Origin of the sequence: Sphingomonas lacusdianchii (assembly GCF_022664395.1) — a bacterium.
Lineage (GTDB): Bacteria > Pseudomonadota > Alphaproteobacteria > Sphingomonadales > Sphingomonadaceae > Sphingomonas > Sphingomonas lacusdianchii.
In genome coordinates this window covers 359799-378867 of record NZ_JAKRET010000001.1, presented here as the reverse complement: position 1 = coordinate 378867, position 19069 = coordinate 359799, and the positions used below count along the sequence as shown (strand labels likewise).

Below are 19069 nucleotides of genomic sequence, written 5' to 3'. Positions count from 1 at the left end.
TTCGGGTTTCGGGGGTGCTCGCATGAGCGCCATCCATATCGTCGTGTTCCTGCCGCTGCTCGCGTCGATCGTCGCAGGGCTGTCGAACCGGGCGTTCGGTATCACGCTGCCAAAGATCGTGACGACGGCGGGGCTGTTCGTCGCCACCGCACTATCGTGGTCGATCTTCATTCCGTTCCTGACAGGCACCGCGCAGGCTGGCGTCGCGCCGGTGTCGACGTGGATCCTGTCGGGCGGCATGAACATCGCGTGGGAACTGCGCGTCGATGCGTTGACGGCGGTCATGCTAGTCGTCATCACCAGCGTATCAGCGTTGGTCCATCTCTATAGCTGGGGCTATATGAGCGAGGACGCCGACCAGCCGCGCTTCTTCAGCTATCTGTCGCTGTTCACCTTCGCGATGCTGATGCTCGTGACCGCGAACAACCTGGTACAGATGTTCTTCGGTTGGGAAGGCGTCGGTCTGGCGTCGTACCTGCTGATCGGTTTCTGGTTCCGCAAGCCGTCGGCCAATGCGGCGGCGATCAAGGCGTTCGTCGTCAACCGCGTCGGCGATCTCGGCTTCATGCTCGGCATTTTCGGCACCTATCTGGTGTTCGGCACGATCTCGATCCCGGCGATCCTCGAAGCCGCGCCGTCGATGGCCGGTTCGACGATCGGTTTCCTGTGGTTCCGCGCCGATACGATGACCGTGTTGTGCCTGCTGCTGTTCGTCGGCGCGATGGGCAAGTCGGCGCAGCTCGGTCTCCACACCTGGCTGCCGGACGCGATGGAGGGCCCGACCCCCGTGTCGGCACTGATCCACGCGGCGACGATGGTCACCGCGGGCGTGTTCATGGTGTGCCGCCTGTCGCCGATGTTCGAAACCTCGCCGACCGCGCTGGCGGTGGTGACGGCGGTCGGTGCCGCGACCTGCCTGTTCGCGGCGACGATCGGACTGGTGCAGACCGACATCAAGCGCGTCATCGCCTATTCGACCTGTTCGCAGCTGGGCTATATGTTCTTCGCCGCGGGCGTCGGTGCCTATGGCGCGGCGATGTTCCACCTGTTCACCCACGCCTTCTTCAAGGCGCTGCTGTTCCTGGGTGCCGGCTCGGTCATCCATGCGATGCACCATGAGCAGGACATGCGCTTCTATGGCGGCTTGCGTCGCCATATTCCGCTGACCTTCTGGGCGATGATGGTCGGGACGCTGGCGATCACCGGCGTCGGTATCTACGAAGTGGGCGGCTTTGCCGGCTATCACTCGAAGGATGCGATCCTCGAAGCGGCATGGGCGGCGGGTCCGCGCGGCTATGGTGCCTTCTATGTCGGGACCTTCGCGGCGCTGCTGACCAGCTTCTATTCGTGGCGGCTGATGTTCCTGACCTTCTTCGGTACGCCGCGTTGGGCGGGATCGGAGCATATCCAGCACGCAGTGCATCACCCGCACGGTCATCATGGTCATGACGATCATGCGCACGATGCGAATCATGACATGCATCCGGCGGCGGAAGACGCCGGGCACGCCCCGTCGACGCACGATCCGCATGCAAGCGACGTCGTCGAAGGAACGGCGGGCTATCATCCGCATGAAAGCCCGATCGTCATGCTGATCCCGCTGATCGTGTTGGCGGTCGGTGCGGTGGCCGCAGGCTATGTCTTCAACCACTGGTTCATCGGGGCCGATGGCGGCGAGACGTTCTGGAAGGGCAGCCTGTTCTTCAACGAACATCTGATGCACGAGATGCATGGCGTGCCGTTGCTGGTGAAGCTGGCAGCGACGATCGTGATGCTCATCGGGCTGGCCAGCGCTTTCTACGTCTATATTCTGCGGCCGGGCACGGCGGCGGGGATCGCGGACACGTTCCGCGTGCTGCATCGCTTCCTGCTCAAGAAGTGGTATTTCGACGAGCTGTATCATCTGCTTTGCGTCCGCCCGGCGTTCGCGCTCGGCCGCTTCTTCTGGAAGCGCGGCGACGAACAAACGATCAATCGCTTCGGCCCCGACGGGTCGGCGGCGCTGGTCGGCTTCTCCAGCCGCCTCGCGGTCAGGATGCAGACCGGCTATCTCTACACCTATGCCTTCGTCATGCTGATCGGCCTGACGGCGGCGGTTACCTGGGCGATCGCGTCGTGATGCGCGGTTTCAAGCAATTGGTTCGGGGGAATAACTCGTGAACGGCTTCCCGATCCTGTCGGTGATGCTGCTGGTACCGGCGGTCGCGGCGATGCTGTGCCTGTTCGTATCGGCGAATGCCGCGCGCTGGACGGCGCTGGCCGCAACGCTGGTCAACTTGGTACTCGGCGTGCTGCTATGGTCTAATTTCGACATCGGTGGTGCCCAGTGGCAGTTCGTTGAGGCGCCGGCGCTCGGCGACTTCGGCGTGTTCCGTTACGCATTGGGTATCGATGGCTTCGCGCTGATGCTTATCATGCTCAGCGTGTTCCTGATGCCGATCTGCATTGGTGCGTCGTGGAAGTCGGTGACCAACCGCGTGCCCGAATATATGGCGCTGTTCCTGACCGTCGAAATACTGATGATCGGTACCTTCGCGGCGCAGGACCTGTTGCTGTTCTACGTCTTCTTCGAAGCCGGCCTGATCCCGATGTACCTCATCATCGGCATCTGGGGCGGGGCGAACCGCATCTACGCGTCGTACAAATTCTTCCTGTACACGCTGCTCGGCTCGCTGCTGATGCTGATCGCGATGATCTACATGATCCGCACCGCGGGTACCTCGGACATCCCGACGCTGATGGCGTATGATTTCCCGGTGCAGGTGCAGACGTGGCTGTGGCTCGCCTTCTTCGCCTCGTTCGCGGTCAAGATGCCGATGTGGCCGGTCCACACCTGGTTGCCCGACGCGCACGTGCAGGCACCGACCGCCGGCTCGGTCATTCTGGCCGGCGTGTTGCTGAAGCTCGGCGGATATGGCTTCCTGCGCTTCTCGATCCCGATGTTCCCCGAGGCGTCGGGCGAGCTGACATGGCTGATCCTGACGCTGTCGGCGGTTGCAGTGGTCTACACCTCGCTGGTCGCGCTGGTGCAGTCGGACATGAAGAAGCTGATCGCCTATTCGTCGGTCGCCCACATGGCGATCGTCACCATCGGCCTGTTCGCCTTCAACCAGCAGGGTATCGAAGGCGCGATGATCGTGATGCTCAGCCACGGGCTGGTATCGGGCGCGCTGTTCCTGTGCGTCGGCATCATCTACGACCGGCTGCATACCCGTGAGATCGCACGCTATGGCGGTCTCGCGATCAACATGCCGCGCTATGCCGTGTTCTTCCTGCTGTTCACAATGGCGTCGATCGGTCTACCGGGCACGTCGGGCTTTGTCGGCGAGTTCCTGAGCCTTGCCGGCACCTACCGCGTGTCGACCTGGGCGGCGCTGATCTGCACCACCGGCATCATCCTCGGTGCGGCCTATTCGCTCTACCTCTATCGTCGGATTGCGCTGGGCGATCTGGTGCATGACGATGTGAAGGCGATGCCGGACGTATCGATGCGCGAGCTGGCGATGCTGGCGCCGATCGCTGCGGTCGTGCTGTGGATGGGCGTCTATCCCGAAAGCTTCCTCGCGCCGATGCGCAAGGATGTCGGGCTGCTGCTCGCACGGATCGAGCGTGCAGCACCGGTTTCGGACTCACGGCCGACCGCGGGCAATCCGGCGGCGGCAGCGGCGCACGCCGCGGAACATGGAACGGGCGGCGGTGAAGCGGCGCACGGGGAATCGCACTGATGAGCTACGCCGAACAACTTTCGATGACGCTGCCCGAGCTGGTGCTCGCGGTCGGGGCGATCGTCCTGATGCTGGTATCGGCATGGGGCAAGCAGGGCGCGACGCGCGGTGTCAGCATCGCGGCGGTGTTCGTGCTGGCTGGGGCCGGCGTGGCGCTGATCGGTAACGGCTCGTCGGGCGGTACCGCCTTTGGCGGGATGTACCGCGCCGATGCCTTCGCTGCCTTTGCCAAGGTGCTGATCTATCTCGCGTCGGCCGTAGCGATCATCATCGCGCCGCGCTTCTTCGAACGCACCAGCGGCGACGATCTCAAGCCCGAATATCCGGTGCTGATCCTGTTGTCGGCCTGCGGCATGGGCATGATGGTGTCGGCGTCCGACCTGTTGCTGCTCTATGTCGGTCTCGAACTGCAGAGCCTTGCCGCCTATGTCCTTGCCAGCTTCATGCGCCGCGATACGCGGTCGGCCGAGGCGGGGTTGAAGTATTTCGTGCTGGGCGCGCTGGCGTCGGGCATCCTGCTCTATGGCATCAGCCTGGTGTACGGTTTTGCCGGCACGACGCTGTTCGCGGATATCGCGACGGCCTATGCCGGACCGCGCAACATGGGCCTGTTGTTCGGGCTGGTGTTCGTATTCGCCGGGATCGCGTTCAAGCTGGCGGCGGTGCCGTTCCATATGTGGACGCCCGACGTGTATGAAGGTGCGCCGACCCCGGTCACCGCCTTCTTCGCTTCGGCGCCGAAGGTTGCGGCGATGGCGATGGCGCTGCGCGTCGCGGTCGAGGCGATGGGCCCGGCCGTCGACCAGTGGCGGCAGATCGTGATCTTCGCGGCGCTGGCGTCGATCGTGCTCGGTGCGGTTGGTGCGATCGGGCAGGCCAACATCAAGCGACTCTTGGCCTATTCGTCGATCAACAATGTCGGCTTCGCGCTGATCGGCCTCGCTGCCGGTTCGGCGCAGGGCGTGGCGGGCGTACTGTTCTACCTTGCCGTCTACATCGTCATGACGCTCGGTTCGTTCCTGATCGTGCTTCAGATGCGCGGCAGCGACGGGCAGCCGGTGGAGACGCTGGCAAGCCTGTCGGGCCTGTCGCGGACGCGGCCGGCGCTGGCGCTGGCGCTGGCGATCTTCATGTTCTCGCTGGCCGGTATTCCGCCGCTGTTCGGCTTCTGGGCCAAGTATGCCGTGTTCGACGCGGCGGTGCAGGCCGGGCTGTTCCCGCTGGCGGTGATCGGCATCGCCGCGTCGACGATCGGGGCCTATTATTATCTGCGCGTCGTCAAGACGATGTACTTCGACGAACCTGCGCCCGAGTTTCTGCGCGAGCCGGCGCTGGTCGAGGGTGGCCTAACCTTCGCTGCGGCGGTTGTGATCTCGCCGGTCAGCCTGTTCCTGATCCCGGCATTGTCGGCATGGACGCTGACCGCGGCACGGGCGCTGTTCTGACGATCCGCGTCGTCGGCGAGACAGGTTCGACCAACGCCGACCTGCTCGCCGCCGCCGCGACCGGAGCCGAAGAAGGGGTGTGGTTGCGGGCGGAACGGCAATCGGCCGGGCGCGGGCGGTTGGGCAGAGACTGGGTCGACGGCGCGGGCAATCTGTTCGCCAGCACGATCGTCCGGTTGCGGCCGCACGACCCGGCCGCGCATACGCTGACGCTGGTTGCGGCGGTCGCATTGGCGGACGCGATTGCCATGTCCGCACCGGGATTGGCGACGATCAAATGGCCGAACGACCTGATGGTCGGGGATGCCAAACTTTCGGGCATTTTGCTCGAGCGATCGGGCGATGCGGTGGTTATCGGCTTCGGGGTCAATCTGGCCTCACAGCCGGCCCTTCCCGATCGGCGGACAACGTCGCTGACGGCGTTGGGCGTCGCGCTGACGCCGGGAGCGCTGCTGGCCGGGCTCGTCGAACGGTTCGCGGCGTGGCTGGCGATCTGGCGGCGGGGCGATGCATCGGTCGTTCGGGCTGCGTGGGAGGAACGGGCGCATCCGCGCGGGACACCGCTGCGCGTGCGACTTCCCGACGGCAGCGAGCGATCGGGGCGGTTCGACGGGCTTGATGCCGATGGCGCGTTGCGGCTGATCGGTGACGACGGACGGACGGCTACCGTCCATGCCGGCGACGTTTCGGCATGAAGCAAACCAGCGGCGATCGTCGGCACCGCTTGTCGCGGAGCGCCGCACGCTCTAGCGGGAAGGGAAAGCGCGCCGGTCGGGCGTGACGGGGAAGTTCGATGCTGCTTGCGATCGATGCCGGCAATACCAACATCGTCTTCGCACTGGTCGATGGCGATATGATCGTCGCGCGCTGGCGGATCGTCACCGATCCGCGCCGCACCGCCGACGAATATGCGGTATGGCTCAGCCAGTTGCTGGCATTGGGCGGTCGGGATCGATCGGTGGTCGATGCGGTCATCATCGGCACGGTGGTGCCGCGCGCGCTGCATAATCTGGAAGTACTGGCGAGCAAATATTTCGGTGTCGAGGCCTTGGTCGCGGGACGGGGGCAGGCGGCGTTCGGCATTGCGCTGGATGTCGAGGAGCCGCATGCGGTCGGGGCCGATCGCGCGCTGAATGCGATCGCAGCACACGCCGCGCATCCGGGCGACCTGATCGTCGTCGATTTCGGAACTGCCGCAACGTTCGACGTGGTCGATTATACCGGAGCATATAAGGGCGGGATCATCGCGCCGGGGATCAACCTGTCGCTGGACGCGCTGGTGACGGCGGCGGCGAAGCTACCCCGAATCGCGATCGAGGCGCCGGCGTCGAAGACCGTCATCGGCCGCAATACCGCCGACCAGATGCATATCGGCATTTATTGGGGCTATATCGCGATGATCGAGGGGCTGGTCGCGCGGATGAAGGCGGAGATCGGCCGCCCGGTCCGCGTGATCGCCACTGGCGGTCTGGCGATCCTTTTCGAGAAACATACGCAGGTCTTCGATTCGATCGAACAGGACCTGACGATCACGGGACTGGCGATGTTGTGGCGCCGCACCCATATTTCCACAGCAACCGAATGAACGAAACCGAACCCGCGAATGGGCGCGGGCATTGAAAGAGATTGAGTGACACCAAAGAAAGAACTGTTGTTCGTCGCGCTTGGCGGGTCGGGCGAAATCGGCATGAACGTCAACCTGTACGGTACCGCCGGCAAATGGTTGATGGTCGATTGCGGCGTGACCTTCGCCGACCCCGCTTATCCGGGCATAGACGTGATGCTGCCCGACCTGCAATTCATCGAGGAACGCGGCGATCAGCTGCTCGGGATCGTCATCACCCACGGCCATGAGGACCATATAGGTGCGCTGCCCTATCTGGCTGCCGATCTGGGCGTGCCGATCTATGCCACGCCGTTCACTGCCGGGCTGATCCGCGGCAAGCTGGACGAAGAGGGCATTGCCGACCGGGTGAAGCTGAAGATCGTGCAACTGGGCGGCGACGTGAATGTCGGTCCGTTCGGCGTTCGTTTCGTGCCGATGGCGCATTCGATTCCCGAATCGACCTCGCTCGTGATTTCCACGCCGCATGGCAAGGTGTTCCATTCGGGCGACTGGAAGCTCGACGATCAGCCGATGGTGGCGACGCCGGCGAGCCCGGCGGAACTGACCGCGATCGGCGATCAGGGTATCCTCGCGCTGGTGTGTGATTCGACCAACGTCTTCAATACCGAGGCGTCGGGATCGGAAGCCGATGTCCGCAAGGGGCTGTTCGAACAGATCGCCTCCGCCGAAGGGCGGCGGGTGATGGTCACCAGCTTTGCGTCGAACGCGGCGCGGCTGCACACGCTGGGCGAGGTCGCGCGCGATACCAACCGCAAGGTGTGCGTCGCGGGCCGTTCGCTCGACCGCATCCTGAAGGTTGCGAAGGCGACCGGCTATCTGAAGGACTTTCCGCAGACCGTCGATTTCGATACGGCGATGCGGCTGCCGCGCGATCAGGTGCTCATCATCGCGACGGGGGGGCAGGGCGAACAGCGCGCGGCGCTGGCGCGGATTGCCAATCGCGAGCATCAGTTGAGCCTGCAATCGGGCGACCGTGTTATCTTCTCGTCGAAGCAGATCCCCGGCAACGAGGTCGCGATCGGTCGTATCCAGAACCAGCTCGCCGCGGCGGGAATTGAGATGGTGACCGATCGGCAGGCGCATGTGCATGTGTCGGGGCACCCGGGAAAGCCGGAACTGGCCAAGCTCTATGGCTGGCTGCGCCCGAAAATCCTGATGCCGGTTCATGGCGAGATGCGGCACCTGATGGAACATGCCCGTTTCGCCCTGTCGCAGGGGATCGATCAGACGCTGGTCCAGACCAATGGCGACATCGTGCGTCTGGCGCCGGGCAATCCGACCAAGGTCGGGCATGCGGTCGTCGGGCGGCTTGCGCTGGATGGCGACGTGATCCTGCCGGCCGATGGCACGACGATCAACGAACGGCGCAAGCTGGCGGCGTTCGGCCATATGTCGGTGGCGGTCGCGATCGATCGGCGCGGGCAGTTGATCGGCGAGCCGCAGATCCGGGTACAGGGCGTGCCGGTCGAGGAAGACCGCGAACCCTTCCTCGAGGAAGCGGTCGATGCGGCGGCGGAAACGGTAGCGGCGAAGGGACGCGAGCGGTCCAAGCTGCCGGAGGCGATCCGTCTGGCGGTGCGCCGGGTGGCGACGCGCTGGACCGGCAAGAAGCCGGTCGTCGACGTCCTCATCATCCCGGCCTGACGCGCGGCACATGGCCTGGCAATCGGCACTCGCCATCTACCTGTTGTTCTGGGTGCTGGCGATGTTCCTGGTGTTGCCGTTCGGGGTTCGCACGACGCACGAAGCGGGCGAACCCCCGGTACCGGGACAAGCCGACAGCGCGCCGTCGGGGTTCCGGTTCGGGCGGATGGCGTGGCGGACGACGTTGGTATCGGCGGTGTTGTTCGGCGCCTTCTATCTCAACTATGTCTATGGCTGGCTAACCGCCGACATGCTGAATTTTTATAACTGAGCCGCGTTCGATCGTTCTTGGTTTTGACAGGATCGTGGAGATAGTGGGTGACTTTGCGGTACAGGTGGAAATAGTGAGTGTCCTCAAGCGTCGTCGGGCGGGGAGAGGCATCGGCGTGCAGGAGGTGAGTGTAATCGGTGACCGAAATGGCCGTTCGCGCCGAATAGAAGTCACTTCGGACGAACTTGCTGCCCTCGCATCATCACGCTCCGCAGGGATTGCTATCGACGGGATAGGCTGCTGGACCGGCCCCATTCTCGACTGAGAGGGGAAGTTCGAAGCTTCCCTGAATGTGGATCGGTCCTAGAGTTGAAAATGGACCTGCGTCGCTTGCACGCACCCTTTCGCGGCTGCGCCGCTTTCTCCCTCTGCCGCTGGGAGAGGGAAAGGCGCCGCAGGCGGCGAAGGGGAAGGGCGAGCATATTTGATCGATCCTGCTCCTAGAGGCCGATCTATTTAGATCGAACCAGACGTCATCCCAGCGCAGGCTGGGATCTTCCGGTGATGGAGCGGGACAAGAGCCGCACGAGGCCCCAGCCTTCGCTGGGGCGACGTTTCCGGTTAGCTGGATCAGTCTCTAGTTGCGCAGCCGCTCGATCGCTTGTGCCAGCACTACGTACAGCTTGCCCATGTCCGACGACAACAGGGTCACCCCCATCGGCGATCCGTCGCGCAGGCCCAGAATCTGGCGCAGCATCGCTTCGAAATCATGGATGTAGCGGTTTACCTGATCGCGGAAGTCGGGATCGGTGTCGTACAGTGCCGCGATCTCGCGTGTCTGCGTGCCGTCAACCAACCGCACCGCGCGGCGGGTGAAGACGCCGCGATCGCCCTTCAGATACGCTGCCCATGCCGTGTCCGACACGTCGGTCGACAGCGAGCGGGCGATGTCGATCGCGGCGGAGTTCATCGCTTCGATGAGTAGCGAGACGCGACGCGAGAATTGGTCGCTGTCGGCGGCCTCGCGTTCGGCGCGGGCGGTAGCGATGCGCTCGTCGAGTTGCTTGCTGGTGTCGGCAATGTCGAGCATCTGCCGCGAAAGCCGTTCCGACGCCTCGATCGCCGAGGCGACGGCGTGGTTGGCGATGGCCGATAGTTCGGCGACCTGGCCCTTCACCGCGCTGTCGACGGCGTTGGCGAGCGCGCGGGCGCCCTTCGCTTCCAAATCTCGGGCCGCGTCGGGCAGGACCTTCGCCAGCGTCTCGCGCGCCTGTTCGCTGGCGGCTTCGGCGGTGTCGCGGATGCGCAGCATCGCTTCGGTCAGGCGGGGAGCGGCGTCTTCGGAGAAGTGGATCGTCGTGGCGATGGTTTCGTCGACGATGGTGCGGACATTCTCGATCCGGTCGGCACCGCGATCGAGCGTGTCGAGCAGCGATTGCTGGACGGTCGAGAGCGTGTCGCGCTGCATCGCCACCACCCCGGCAATCGCCTCGATCGCTTCGTGTGTGCTTTCGGCGGCGGTGACCAGCGCGAGCAGCTCGGGCTTCGACTGGGCGACGACCGCGCGACTGGCGGCGATGCGGTTGTCGAGGCGGTCAAGCGCGCCGGGCAGCGTCTCGTCCATCTCGCGCGCGGCGGCATCGAGCGCGGTCAATACTTCCTCGGCGCTGGCGATGACGCGGCGGGCGGTGACGTCGCCATTGGCGAGCGCCTCGGACAGGGCGTCGGCAACCTGGGTCAGCGCGTCGACCGACCCGGCCACCGCTTGCGTCCGTTCGACCCCGGTGATCCGCAACCGTTCGAACCGGTCGTCGACGCCGGCTAGCCCATCGTTGAGCAGCGTCAGCAACGCCTCGCCATCGCGGCGACGGTCGGTCAGCTGTCCGGCGAGCATCTGGATCGCCGCGTCGATTGCCGCCACACGGCTGGCAAGCTGTTCGGCGCCCTCGCGGCCAGCGCGTTCGATCGCCGATCCGTTCGCCTCGATCATGGCGATGGTCGCATCACCCTGTGCGGTGATCGCCTTGCGCGATTCATCGATCGCGGCAGCGGCGCGTTCGAGCACGGCGTCGATCGCTTCGGACATGGTGGCGATAACGGCTTCGAGGCGGGCACCGGCGCTTTCGCTGGTCGCCTCCATGCGGTTCATATGCGCCGCCAGCCGCTGTGCCGCGCCACCGGCCAGTTCGTCGGCCTCGCGCGAGCGTTGCGCAACGACGATCAGTTGCGCGTCGAGCGCAGCCACCCGTTCGCTGGCGGAAAGGCCGGTCTTCTCGACCATCGCGGCCATTTCCGCCGCTTCGGCACGCGCGCGGGGCAGCGAGGACAGCACGGTCGAAAGCCGCTGCTGCGTGGCATCGGCGACCCGGTCGAGCCGGCCGGCGGTGGTACCGATCGCCTCCACCTGCTCGCTCATGCCGGCGCTGACGCCGCGCAGCCGGTCGGTCGCATTGTCGCCCAGTGTCAGCAGCGACTGGGTCTGTTCGGCAAGTTCCCTGCGCGATTCCGCCAGCGTCTGTCGAACACGGGCGATAACGGCGTCGAGCGCCTGCGCCTCGGCCCGCATCGCCCGTGCGGTGGCGGCGAAGCGGCGTGCCTCGGCGCGACTGTTCCGGCGGACCAGCAACCAGCCTACACCCAGCAGCATCGGCGGCACGCACAGCGCGGCGATGAACGATACCAGTCCAATCGGACCCAGTGCCGGCAATGACGGGGCGCTCCATGCCAGCATGCCGCCGGTCCAGCCCGTCACGGCGATGGCGGCAAGGGTCGGTCCGATCCAGTTGCGCCCGATCGGTTCGGGTTCTGCGATCGCCTCCGCCAACCAGTGTTGCGCTTCCTCCTGTGCGACGTGGCCGTCGTCGGAATGCTGGTGCGGCTGTTCCAGCCCGCTGATCGAACCCCCATTCATGCGCCATCGTCTATCATGGACCTTCCCCCAGCGACAGAGCGGTCGGACGATCATCCGGCAACGCTTTATTAACCTTTGACCGCGTATCGTGCGGCCATGGTCTATGATCCCGGAGCAATCGATGCGGCGCTGGCGGCGGCGTTGGGCGACGAACCCCAACTGATCGCCGAGCTTCGCCGTGCCTTTGTCGACAGCGCCCAGAAGGCGCTCAGCATGTTGGAGGCGGCAGATGCGGAAGGCTGGCAGGCGGCAGCGTTCCGGCTGAAAGGGCTGGCTGCCAGCTTCGGCGCGGTCGATCTTATGGCGCTGTCCACCGCAGCCGCGTCGGCTCCGACGGGCGATCCGGTGGTGCTCGCCAAGCTGCGTGAGGCGATCGGCGACCTCTGAAGGCTATCGCCGGCGTGATAATTCGCGCATGGCGGCATCCAACCCGTCAAGGGTCAGCGGATACATCCGGTCGGCGAACAGGTCGCGGACCAGCTGCGTCGAATGCGACCATTGCCAATGGTCCTGCGGCGCGGGATTGATCCATGCCGCCGACCGCCAATGCGCGGTCAGGCGTTGCAGCCAGACGGCACCCGCCTCCGCATTCATGTGCTCGACCGATCCGCCGGGGTGCAGGATCTCATAGGGGCTCATCGCGGCATCGCCGACCACCACCAGCCGATAGTCGGGACCATAGGTCCGCAACAGTTCGGCAGTCGAAATCTGTTCGGCCCAACGGCGGCGATTGTCGCGCCATACGCCTTCGTAAATGCAGTTGTGGAAGTAGAAGAAGTCGAGATGGCGGAACTCCGCGGTGGCGGCGGAGAACAGTTCTTCCACCTGTGTAACGAACGGGTCCATCGACCCGCCGACATCGAGGAACAGCAGCAGTTTGACGGCATTGCGCCGCTCGGGCCGCATCGCGACGTCGAGAAAGCCGCGTCGTGCCGTTCCGGCGATCGTCGCGTCGAGATCGAGTTCGTCGGCGGCGCCTTCGCGAGCGAAGCGGCGCAAGCGGCGTAGCGCGACCTTCAGGTTGCGCGTGCCGAGTTCGCGTTGATGGTCTAGATTGCGAAATTCCCGCTGCTCCCAGACCTTGACCGCACGACGATGCCGGCTTTCGCCGCCGATACGGACGCCCTCCGGGTTGTAGCCGCCATGGCCGAACGGGCTGGTGCCGCCGGTGCCGATCCATTTTGATCCGCCTTCATGGCGTTCCTGCTGCTCGGCAAGCCGCTGGCGCAGCAGGTCCATCAGCGCGTCCCAGTCCCCGGTCGGGGTGATTTTCGCCCTGTCCTCGGGCGACAGATATCGCTCTGCGACACGCCGAAGCCATTCGTCGGGCAGGACGACGGGATCGACGCCGCCTGTATCCTGGATGCCGGCGAAGACCTGTCCGAACACGCGGTCGAACCGGTCGACCAATCCCTCATCCTTGACGAAGGTCGCGCGGGCGAGGTGGTAGAAGCTATCGAGGTTCGGGTCGATCACGCCGCGTTCGATCGCGTCGAGCAGCACCAGATGCTCGCGGATACTGACGGTGATGCCTGCACTGCGCAGCGCGTCGACGAACGAATGGAACATGGACCGGGGTTTAGCGCGGCAGGGCGTATAAGCGCCAGTGGCTGCCCGACAGGCCGGTCGGGTCGCCGCGTGCGATCTCGGCATAGAGTCGGCCGCAGCGGACCAAGGGGTCGGGAAAGGGGTTGTCGCCGTCGCGTTCGATGAAGCGGAACGGTGCGCAGGGACTGTCGGCGATGGTCAACGGGTAACGCTCCGACCGGGCGGCGGCTCTCAATATCGCTGTCGAGCGCGACAGCGCGACCGAAACGGCGGCACCATCGGGCGCGACCGCGACCAGCGTCCGGATCGCACGCGAAGGGTCCCCGCGCAGATTTCCGACGAGCGCCATATCCCGGTCGATCGCCTTCCAGCAAAAAACGGCGCCGACGACCAGGACCGGGAGACGCCAGCGCCGTCGCCCGGTCCAGAGCGCGGGCAGGGTCGTCGACGCCATCAGCAGCAACGGCGGGACGGCGATGATGTAATAACGGGCGGCGCCGCTGTTGGGCAGAGCGAGAAGGGCCACCGCCAAGGGCAACCCGACCGCACTCAACAGGACGAGGCTGATCAAGCGATCGCGAGCCTTCCATGCGGAAAGGACGACCAGCGGGGCGATGACCCAGAACCCGACGCTCCATGTCCATAATTGTTCGAGCGCGAGCAGCCACTTCGCCGCGTCATGCGGTTCGCGTGCGCCGAACTGAAACCCGGCCCGACTGGTCGCTGCCGCCGTCCAGGCGATGGCGATCAGCAACAGGACAAGAGTCGCGGCCGGCACGAACAGGCGCAACGTCGCCTGCATCGCGCGCTGCAAGCCGGCCAAGCGCCATCGTTCGAGCGCAACCCAAATCCCGAGCGCGGTCAGGCCGAACACCATGGTCGCCTGCGAAAGGCATCCGAACACTGCGGCCAAGGCGATGGCGGTCGCTGGTGGCGAGGCGGCAGGATCGGCAAGCCAGCGGTCGGCCACGCCGATTGCGGCGACCCAAGCGAGCAGCATCGGCGCATAGCCGCGTGCCTCCGATCCCAGTGTCCCTAGAAAGGGCGACATGGCAAAAGCGATGGCGGCGAGGATCGCCGCCGCCGGCCCCCGCCGCAACGCGATCGCCGCGGCAATCGGGATCGTCGCGGCGCCGGTGACGATCGACAGCGCACGCTGGAGTAGCGGCGGGGCGGTACTGCCGACCCATTGCAGCCACAGGCTGTTGAGATGGTGGTTATTGTCGTGGTTGATGCGGACGAACACCCCGGCCGGAGTCCCGACATCCTGCGCGACCACCGCCGACCAGGCTTCATCGAGCCACAAGCCGCCGCGTGCGGCAAGGATGCGCAGCGCCAGTCCGGCAAGGGTAATGAGCGCGATCGTCGTCGAGATACCGCGCCGTTGCCACGTCGTCATCGGCGACGGCGGGGGCATCAACGCGCGTAGGCGTCGATCAGCGACCCGACATAATCTGGCGCCTTGCCGCTGAGTTCAGCAGCGGGGCGGGGGCCGTAGATGAAGCCATGCGTCGGATATTCCGACCCGCCCAGCCCCTGCGTATCGCGATACCAGACCTTCACTTTCGTCCAGTCGCCCTTGGCCGATACGTCGAACACGGTCACGTCCTGCTCAACCCCGCCGCGCACGCCGTTGATGCGCGACCAGTTGGCATGGGTCACCATGGCGACGCGCGGTTCGACGACGCGGCTAATGACGAGGACATGGCCAAGCGGGAGGCGATCGGTCCGGGCGAAGGCGAGGACAGCGCCGACCTTCGGCTTATGTCCGCGCGGATAGCGGCCCTCGGCCTGATCCCACCATGTCCAGGCGTCGCCATAGATTTCGACGCCCGACGCCGCGCGGGCAAAGGGCACGCACTGTCCGACATAGTCGAGCAACGAGCGCGCGCCGACCGGCACGCTGACGATGGCGGCAAAGGCAAGGAGCAAAATGCCCCGGACAAGCGAACCGAACATGATGACGATCCTGCCGAACGATGGTCGCCAAGTGATTGCCGAACATGGTTAACAAATCGTCGACAGCAAGCAACCCCGGTTGCGATCAGCCGCCCTTGCGCCGGTGGAGAAAGGCCAGCCGTTCGAACAGCATCACATCCTGCTCGTTCTTGAGCAGTGCACCGTGCAGCGGTGGGATCGCCTTGGCCGGGTCGTGTGACGCCAGCACCTCAAGCGGCATGTCGTCGTGAAGGAGCAGCTTCAGCCAGTCGAGCAGCTCGCTGGTCGACGGTTTCTTCTTCAGCCCCGGCGTGTCGCGCACCGCGAAGAACAGGTCGAGCGCGCGATTGACCAGCAGCGTCTGGATGCCCGGAAAATGCACGTCGATGATCGCCTGCATCGTCGCACGGTCGGGGAAACGGATATAGTGGAAGAAGCAGCGGCGCAGGAACGCGTCGGACAGTTCTTTTTCGTTGTTCGACGTGATGACGACGATCGGCCGTTCGCGCGCGGTCACGCGCTCGCCGGTTTCGTAGACGTCGAACGCCATGCGATCGAGTTCGTGCAGCAGGTCGTTCGGGAATTCGATATCGGCCTTGTCGACCTCGTCGATCAGCAGCACGGGCAGGGTCGGGCTGACGAACGCCTCCCACAATTTGCCGCGACGGATATAGTTGGCAATATCGTGGACACGAGGATCGCCGAGCTGTCCGTCGCGCAGCCGCGCCACCGCGTCATATTCGTACAGGCCCTGTTGCGCACGGGTCGTCGACTTGACGTTCCATTCGATCAGCGGGGCGCCGATCGCCCGTGCGATCTCCTGCGCCAGTACGGTCTTGCCGGTGCCAGGTTCGCCCTTCACCAGCAACGGCCTGCGCAGCGTCACCGCCGCGTCGACCGCCACCTTCAGGTCGTCGGTCGCCACATAATTGCCGGTTCCTTCGAACCGCATCGCCTGTTTCTCGCCCATGGTCGAGCGATACGGGCAGATGGCGCTCGACGCTAGCCGCGGCTTTCGGCGCGCGCGGCGACCAGATCCCATAGGCCGCGATGCTGGGCGACCAACTGCTGGATGCCGAAGGTCATCGCCCGCTCCACCGCCGCGTTGACGGCGACCGCTTCGATCAACTGGCGGGTGTCGGCGGGCGAGGGCAGGGTGCAGGGGATGATGTCGATTCCCATCCGGTCGGCCGCCGCATCGAGCGTACGACGGATGACCGGCCAGTCGAGCGTGACCGCGATCGCGGCGCCCAGCGCGCAACCGGGGCGGATCGAGCGCGACAACTGATCGATCGCGTTACGCTGGGTGGCAAGGGCGGCTTCCGCCGCGGCCTGTCCGGGGGTTCCCGGCGGCGGTCCGGCGGCGGCGGCGACCCGGATCAGATAGGCGCGTTCCTCGACAAAGGCAGCGCCGGCATGCGCCAACCAGTCGTCGGCCGCGGCGTTGCTGGTGGCGCTGGTCGCCAGATCGACGACGCCTGGATGGCGTCCGTGCAGCGTGCAGAGCTGGTGCAGCGCATCGGCGACATCGCGGATCGGCACGCCGCCGCGCGACAACCGTTCGGGCGTGGCATGGGTGCCGCTTCCGTCGGCATGAACGATCTGCACCAGCCGGTCGGCGACGCCCCAATCATTCGTGTCGTTCGCTATCGCAACTGTCACCAATGGCTCCCAATTCCGTCCGGGCGGGCGATCCCCCGGTCGACAGATGGTATGCCTGCAAGAGATAACCCAAGCGCGTAGGAACAAGGTTTCCAGCGCTTTAACCGCGCTTAACGCGGGGATATGCGCTTCGGTCTGACGCCGAAACGAAACGCCCCGGCGCTTCTGCAAGGGCCGGGGCGGGTCGGTTACTGGTCGAGGAAAGAGCGCATCTTCCGACTGCGGCTCGGATGCTTCAGCTTGCGCAGCGCCTTCGCCTCGATTTGGCGGATGCGTTCGCGGGTCACGCTGAACTGCTGCCCGACCTCTTCGAGCGTGTGATCGGTGTTCATACCGATGCCGAAGCGCATGCGCAGCACGCGTTCCTCGCGCGGTGTCAGGCTGGCGAGGACACGGGTGACCGTTTCCTTCAAATTCGCCTGGATCGCGGCATCGACCGGGATGATCGCATTCTTGTCCTCGATGAAGTCGCCAAGGTGCGAATCCTCCTCGTCACCGATCGGCGTTTCGAGGCTGATCGGTTCCTTGGCGATCTTCATCACCTTGCGAACCTTTTCGAGCGGCATCGACAGCCGTTCGGCCATTTCCTCCGGCGTCGGCTCGCGGCCCTGTTCGTGCAGGAACTGGCGGCTGGTGCGGACCAGCTTGTTGATCGTCTCGATCATATGGACCGGGATGCGGATCGTCCGCGCCTGATCGGCGATCGAGCGGGTGATCGCCTGCCGGATCCACCAGGTCGCATAGGTGCTGAACTTGTAGCCGCGACGATATTCGAACTTATCGACCGCCTTCATCAGCCCGATATTCCCCTCCTGGATCAGGTCGAGGAATTGCAGCCCGCGATTGGTGTATTTTTTGGCGATGGAAATGACGAGGCGCAGGTTCGCCTCGACCATTTCCTTCTTGGCGATGCGCGCCTCGCGCTCGCCCTTCTGCACCATGTTGACGATGCGGCGGAATTCGCTGAGCGCCATGCCGGTCTGCTGCGCGATCTCGGCGATTTCGGTGCGGATGCGGTCTACGGCGCCGCCTTCGTTGTCGGCGAACGCCTTCCACTTCTTGTCGATCGTCGCGACCGAGGTCAGCCACTGTTCGTCGAGCTCGTGATCGACATAGCTGTCGAGGAACGCCTTGCGCGGCACCTTGTGACGCTCGGCCAGCCGCAGCATCTGTCCGCCAAGCGCGGTCAGGCGCCGGTTATAGGCATAGAGCTGGTCGACGAGATATTCGATCTTCGCCTGGTGGAACTGGACGCTCTCAACCTCGGCGGTCAGTTCCTCGCGCAGCTTCTGATATTTGCGTTCCTCCGCACCCGACAGGCCGTCGCCGGTCGCCATCGCGTCCAAGCGCTGCGACTGCATCTTCGAGAATTTCTTGAAGATGGCGGTGATGTTGGCGAACTTCTCCAACGCCTGTGGCTTGAGCTGTTCCTCCATCTGCGCGAGGCTGAGGGTGTTGTCCTCGTCATCGTCGTCGCTCGGACGCGGCGCACGGCGTTCGCCGTCCTCGTCCTCGTCGGCCGACGCTTCCTCGGGCTCCTCTTCTTCCTTGAAGCTGGGGCCGGCGTTCTTCGACGAGATTTCGCCATTGTCGTCGGCGTCCTCGTCGTCGGACAGCGATTCCGGCGCGGGATCCTTCGACAGCATCGCATCGAGATCGAGGATCTCGCGCAGCTGCATCGTGCCTTCGTTGAGCGCGGTCGACCAGCCGATGATCGCGTTGAAGGTGATCGGCGATTCGCACAGGCCGAAGATCATCGTGTCGCGACCGGCCTCAATCCGCTTGGCGATGGCGATTTCGCCCTCGCGGCTGAGCAGTTCGACCGCGCCCATTTCGCGCAGGTACATGCGGACCGGATCGTCGGTCCGGTCGACGGTTTCCTTCTTCTTGACCGGTTCGAACGCGGCGGACGCATCGTCCTGATCGGTCGACGCTTCGTCGTCGCCTTCCTCGTCCTGCTTGGCGCGTTCCTCGCTCTCGCCGTCCTCGCCCGCGTCCTCATTCTCGACGACGTTGACGCCCATGTCGTTCAGCGCCGACATGATGTCCTCGATCTGCTCCGAGGTCATCTGATCCTGCGGCAGCATTTCGTTCAACTGGTCGACGGTGATGTAGCCGCGCTTCTTGGCACGCGCGACCAGCTTCTTGATCGATCCTTCGTTCAGGTCGATCAGCGGCGCGTCGCCGGTATCGATCGTGTCGTCGCCGCCACCATTCGCCTTGGCCATCAATAACCCTCAGAAATATATGCAGCGCGTTCGCCTCGCGCTATTTTACCGGTCGTCTTCGTCCGACACCGCCGGATTTGCAAGCCAAGAGCGTGCATTCGGGGGATCCGGTCGCGGATTTCCGGCAATT

At 64.8% G+C, this 19069-nt stretch carries 15 protein-coding genes; 8 read left to right on the top strand and 7 right to left on the bottom strand.

The window, feature by feature from the left end; genetic code table 11:
• The first annotated feature begins 22 nt into the window (after positions 1–22).
• The 7 genes from nuoL (at position 23) to MF607_RS01685 (ending at position 8712) form a co-directional block, all read left to right on the top strand.
• The gene (gene nuoL / locus MF607_RS01715) at positions 23–2119 is read left to right on the top strand and encodes an NADH-quinone oxidoreductase subunit L (RefSeq protein ID WP_242115672.1); all 2097 of its coding nucleotides are present in this window, start codon (positions 23–25) and stop codon (positions 2117–2119) included.
• Between the two features lie 37 nt (positions 2120–2156).
• Positions 2157–3725: an NADH-quinone oxidoreductase subunit M gene (locus tag MF607_RS01710; protein ID WP_242115671.1), complete on the top strand. Its 1569-nt coding sequence runs from the start codon at positions 2157–2159 to the stop codon at positions 3723–3725.
• Positions 3725–5170, top strand: a complete 1446-nt coding sequence (gene nuoN, locus MF607_RS01705) for an NADH-quinone oxidoreductase subunit NuoN (protein WP_242115670.1) — start codon at positions 3725–3727, stop codon at positions 5168–5170. Before MF607_RS01710 ends, nuoN begins: the two co-directional genes overlap by 1 nt.
• Complete coding sequence (locus MF607_RS01700) at positions 5137–5865, top strand: biotin--[acetyl-CoA-carboxylase] ligase (protein ID WP_242115669.1); 729 nt, start codon at positions 5137–5139, stop codon at positions 5863–5865. Before nuoN ends, MF607_RS01700 begins: the two co-directional genes overlap by 34 nt.
• Positions 5866–5963: 98 nt before the next feature.
• Positions 5964–6755, top strand: a complete 792-nt coding sequence (locus MF607_RS01695) for a type III pantothenate kinase (RefSeq protein ID WP_242115668.1) — start codon at positions 5964–5966, stop codon at positions 6753–6755.
• A 45-nt stretch (positions 6756–6800) separates the two neighbouring features.
• A complete protein-coding gene (locus tag MF607_RS01690) occupies positions 6801–8441 on the top strand; it encodes a ribonuclease J (protein ID WP_242115667.1) in 1641 nt (546 codons plus the stop codon).
• 10 nt (positions 8442–8451) lie between these two features.
• Positions 8452–8712, top strand: coding sequence for a DUF1467 family protein (locus tag MF607_RS01685; protein ID WP_242115666.1), 261 nt, complete (start codon positions 8452–8454; stop codon positions 8710–8712).
• 577 nt (positions 8713–9289) lie between these two features.
• Here MF607_RS01685 and MF607_RS01680 read toward each other — a convergent pair.
• Positions 9290–11563, bottom strand: a complete 2274-nt coding sequence (locus MF607_RS01680) for a coiled-coil domain-containing protein (protein WP_242115665.1) — start codon at positions 11561–11563, stop codon at positions 9290–9292.
• A gap of 96 nt (positions 11564–11659) precedes the next feature.
• On the opposite strand from MF607_RS01680, the gene MF607_RS01675 reads away from it, so the two are divergent.
• On the top strand, positions 11660–11950 hold the full coding sequence (locus MF607_RS01675) for an Hpt domain-containing protein (RefSeq protein ID WP_242115664.1): 291 nt from the start codon (positions 11660–11662) through the stop codon (positions 11948–11950).
• 3 nt (positions 11951–11953) lie between these two features.
• Here the strand turns inward: MF607_RS01675 and MF607_RS01670 are convergent, their stop codons facing one another.
• From MF607_RS01670 to rpoD, 6 genes are all read right to left on the bottom strand, one after another.
• On the bottom strand, positions 11954–13132 hold the full coding sequence (locus MF607_RS01670; RefSeq protein WP_242115663.1) for a vWA domain-containing protein: 1179 nt from the start codon (positions 13130–13132) through the stop codon (positions 11954–11956).
• 10 nt (positions 13133–13142) lie between these two features.
• The gene (locus tag MF607_RS01665) at positions 13143–14528 is read right to left on the bottom strand and encodes a hypothetical protein (RefSeq protein WP_242115662.1); all 1386 of its coding nucleotides are present in this window, start codon (positions 14526–14528) and stop codon (positions 13143–13145) included.
• Positions 14528–15070: a CHAP domain-containing protein gene (locus MF607_RS01660; RefSeq protein WP_242115661.1), complete on the bottom strand. Its 543-nt coding sequence runs from the start codon at positions 15068–15070 to the stop codon at positions 14528–14530. The genes MF607_RS01665 and MF607_RS01660 overlap by 1 nt, the downstream gene beginning before the upstream one ends.
• Before the next feature lie 85 nt (positions 15071–15155).
• A complete protein-coding gene (locus MF607_RS01655; RefSeq protein WP_242115917.1) occupies positions 15156–16001 on the bottom strand; it encodes an AAA family ATPase in 846 nt (281 codons plus the stop codon).
• 50 nt (positions 16002–16051) lie between these two features.
• Positions 16052–16711, bottom strand: coding sequence for a DUF6975 family protein (locus MF607_RS01650; RefSeq protein WP_242115660.1), 660 nt, complete (start codon positions 16709–16711; stop codon positions 16052–16054).
• A gap of 188 nt (positions 16712–16899) precedes the next feature.
• A complete protein-coding gene (gene rpoD, locus MF607_RS01645; protein WP_242115659.1) occupies positions 16900–18939 on the bottom strand; it encodes an RNA polymerase sigma factor RpoD in 2040 nt (679 codons plus the stop codon).
• Between the last annotated feature and the right edge of the window lie 130 nt (positions 18940–19069).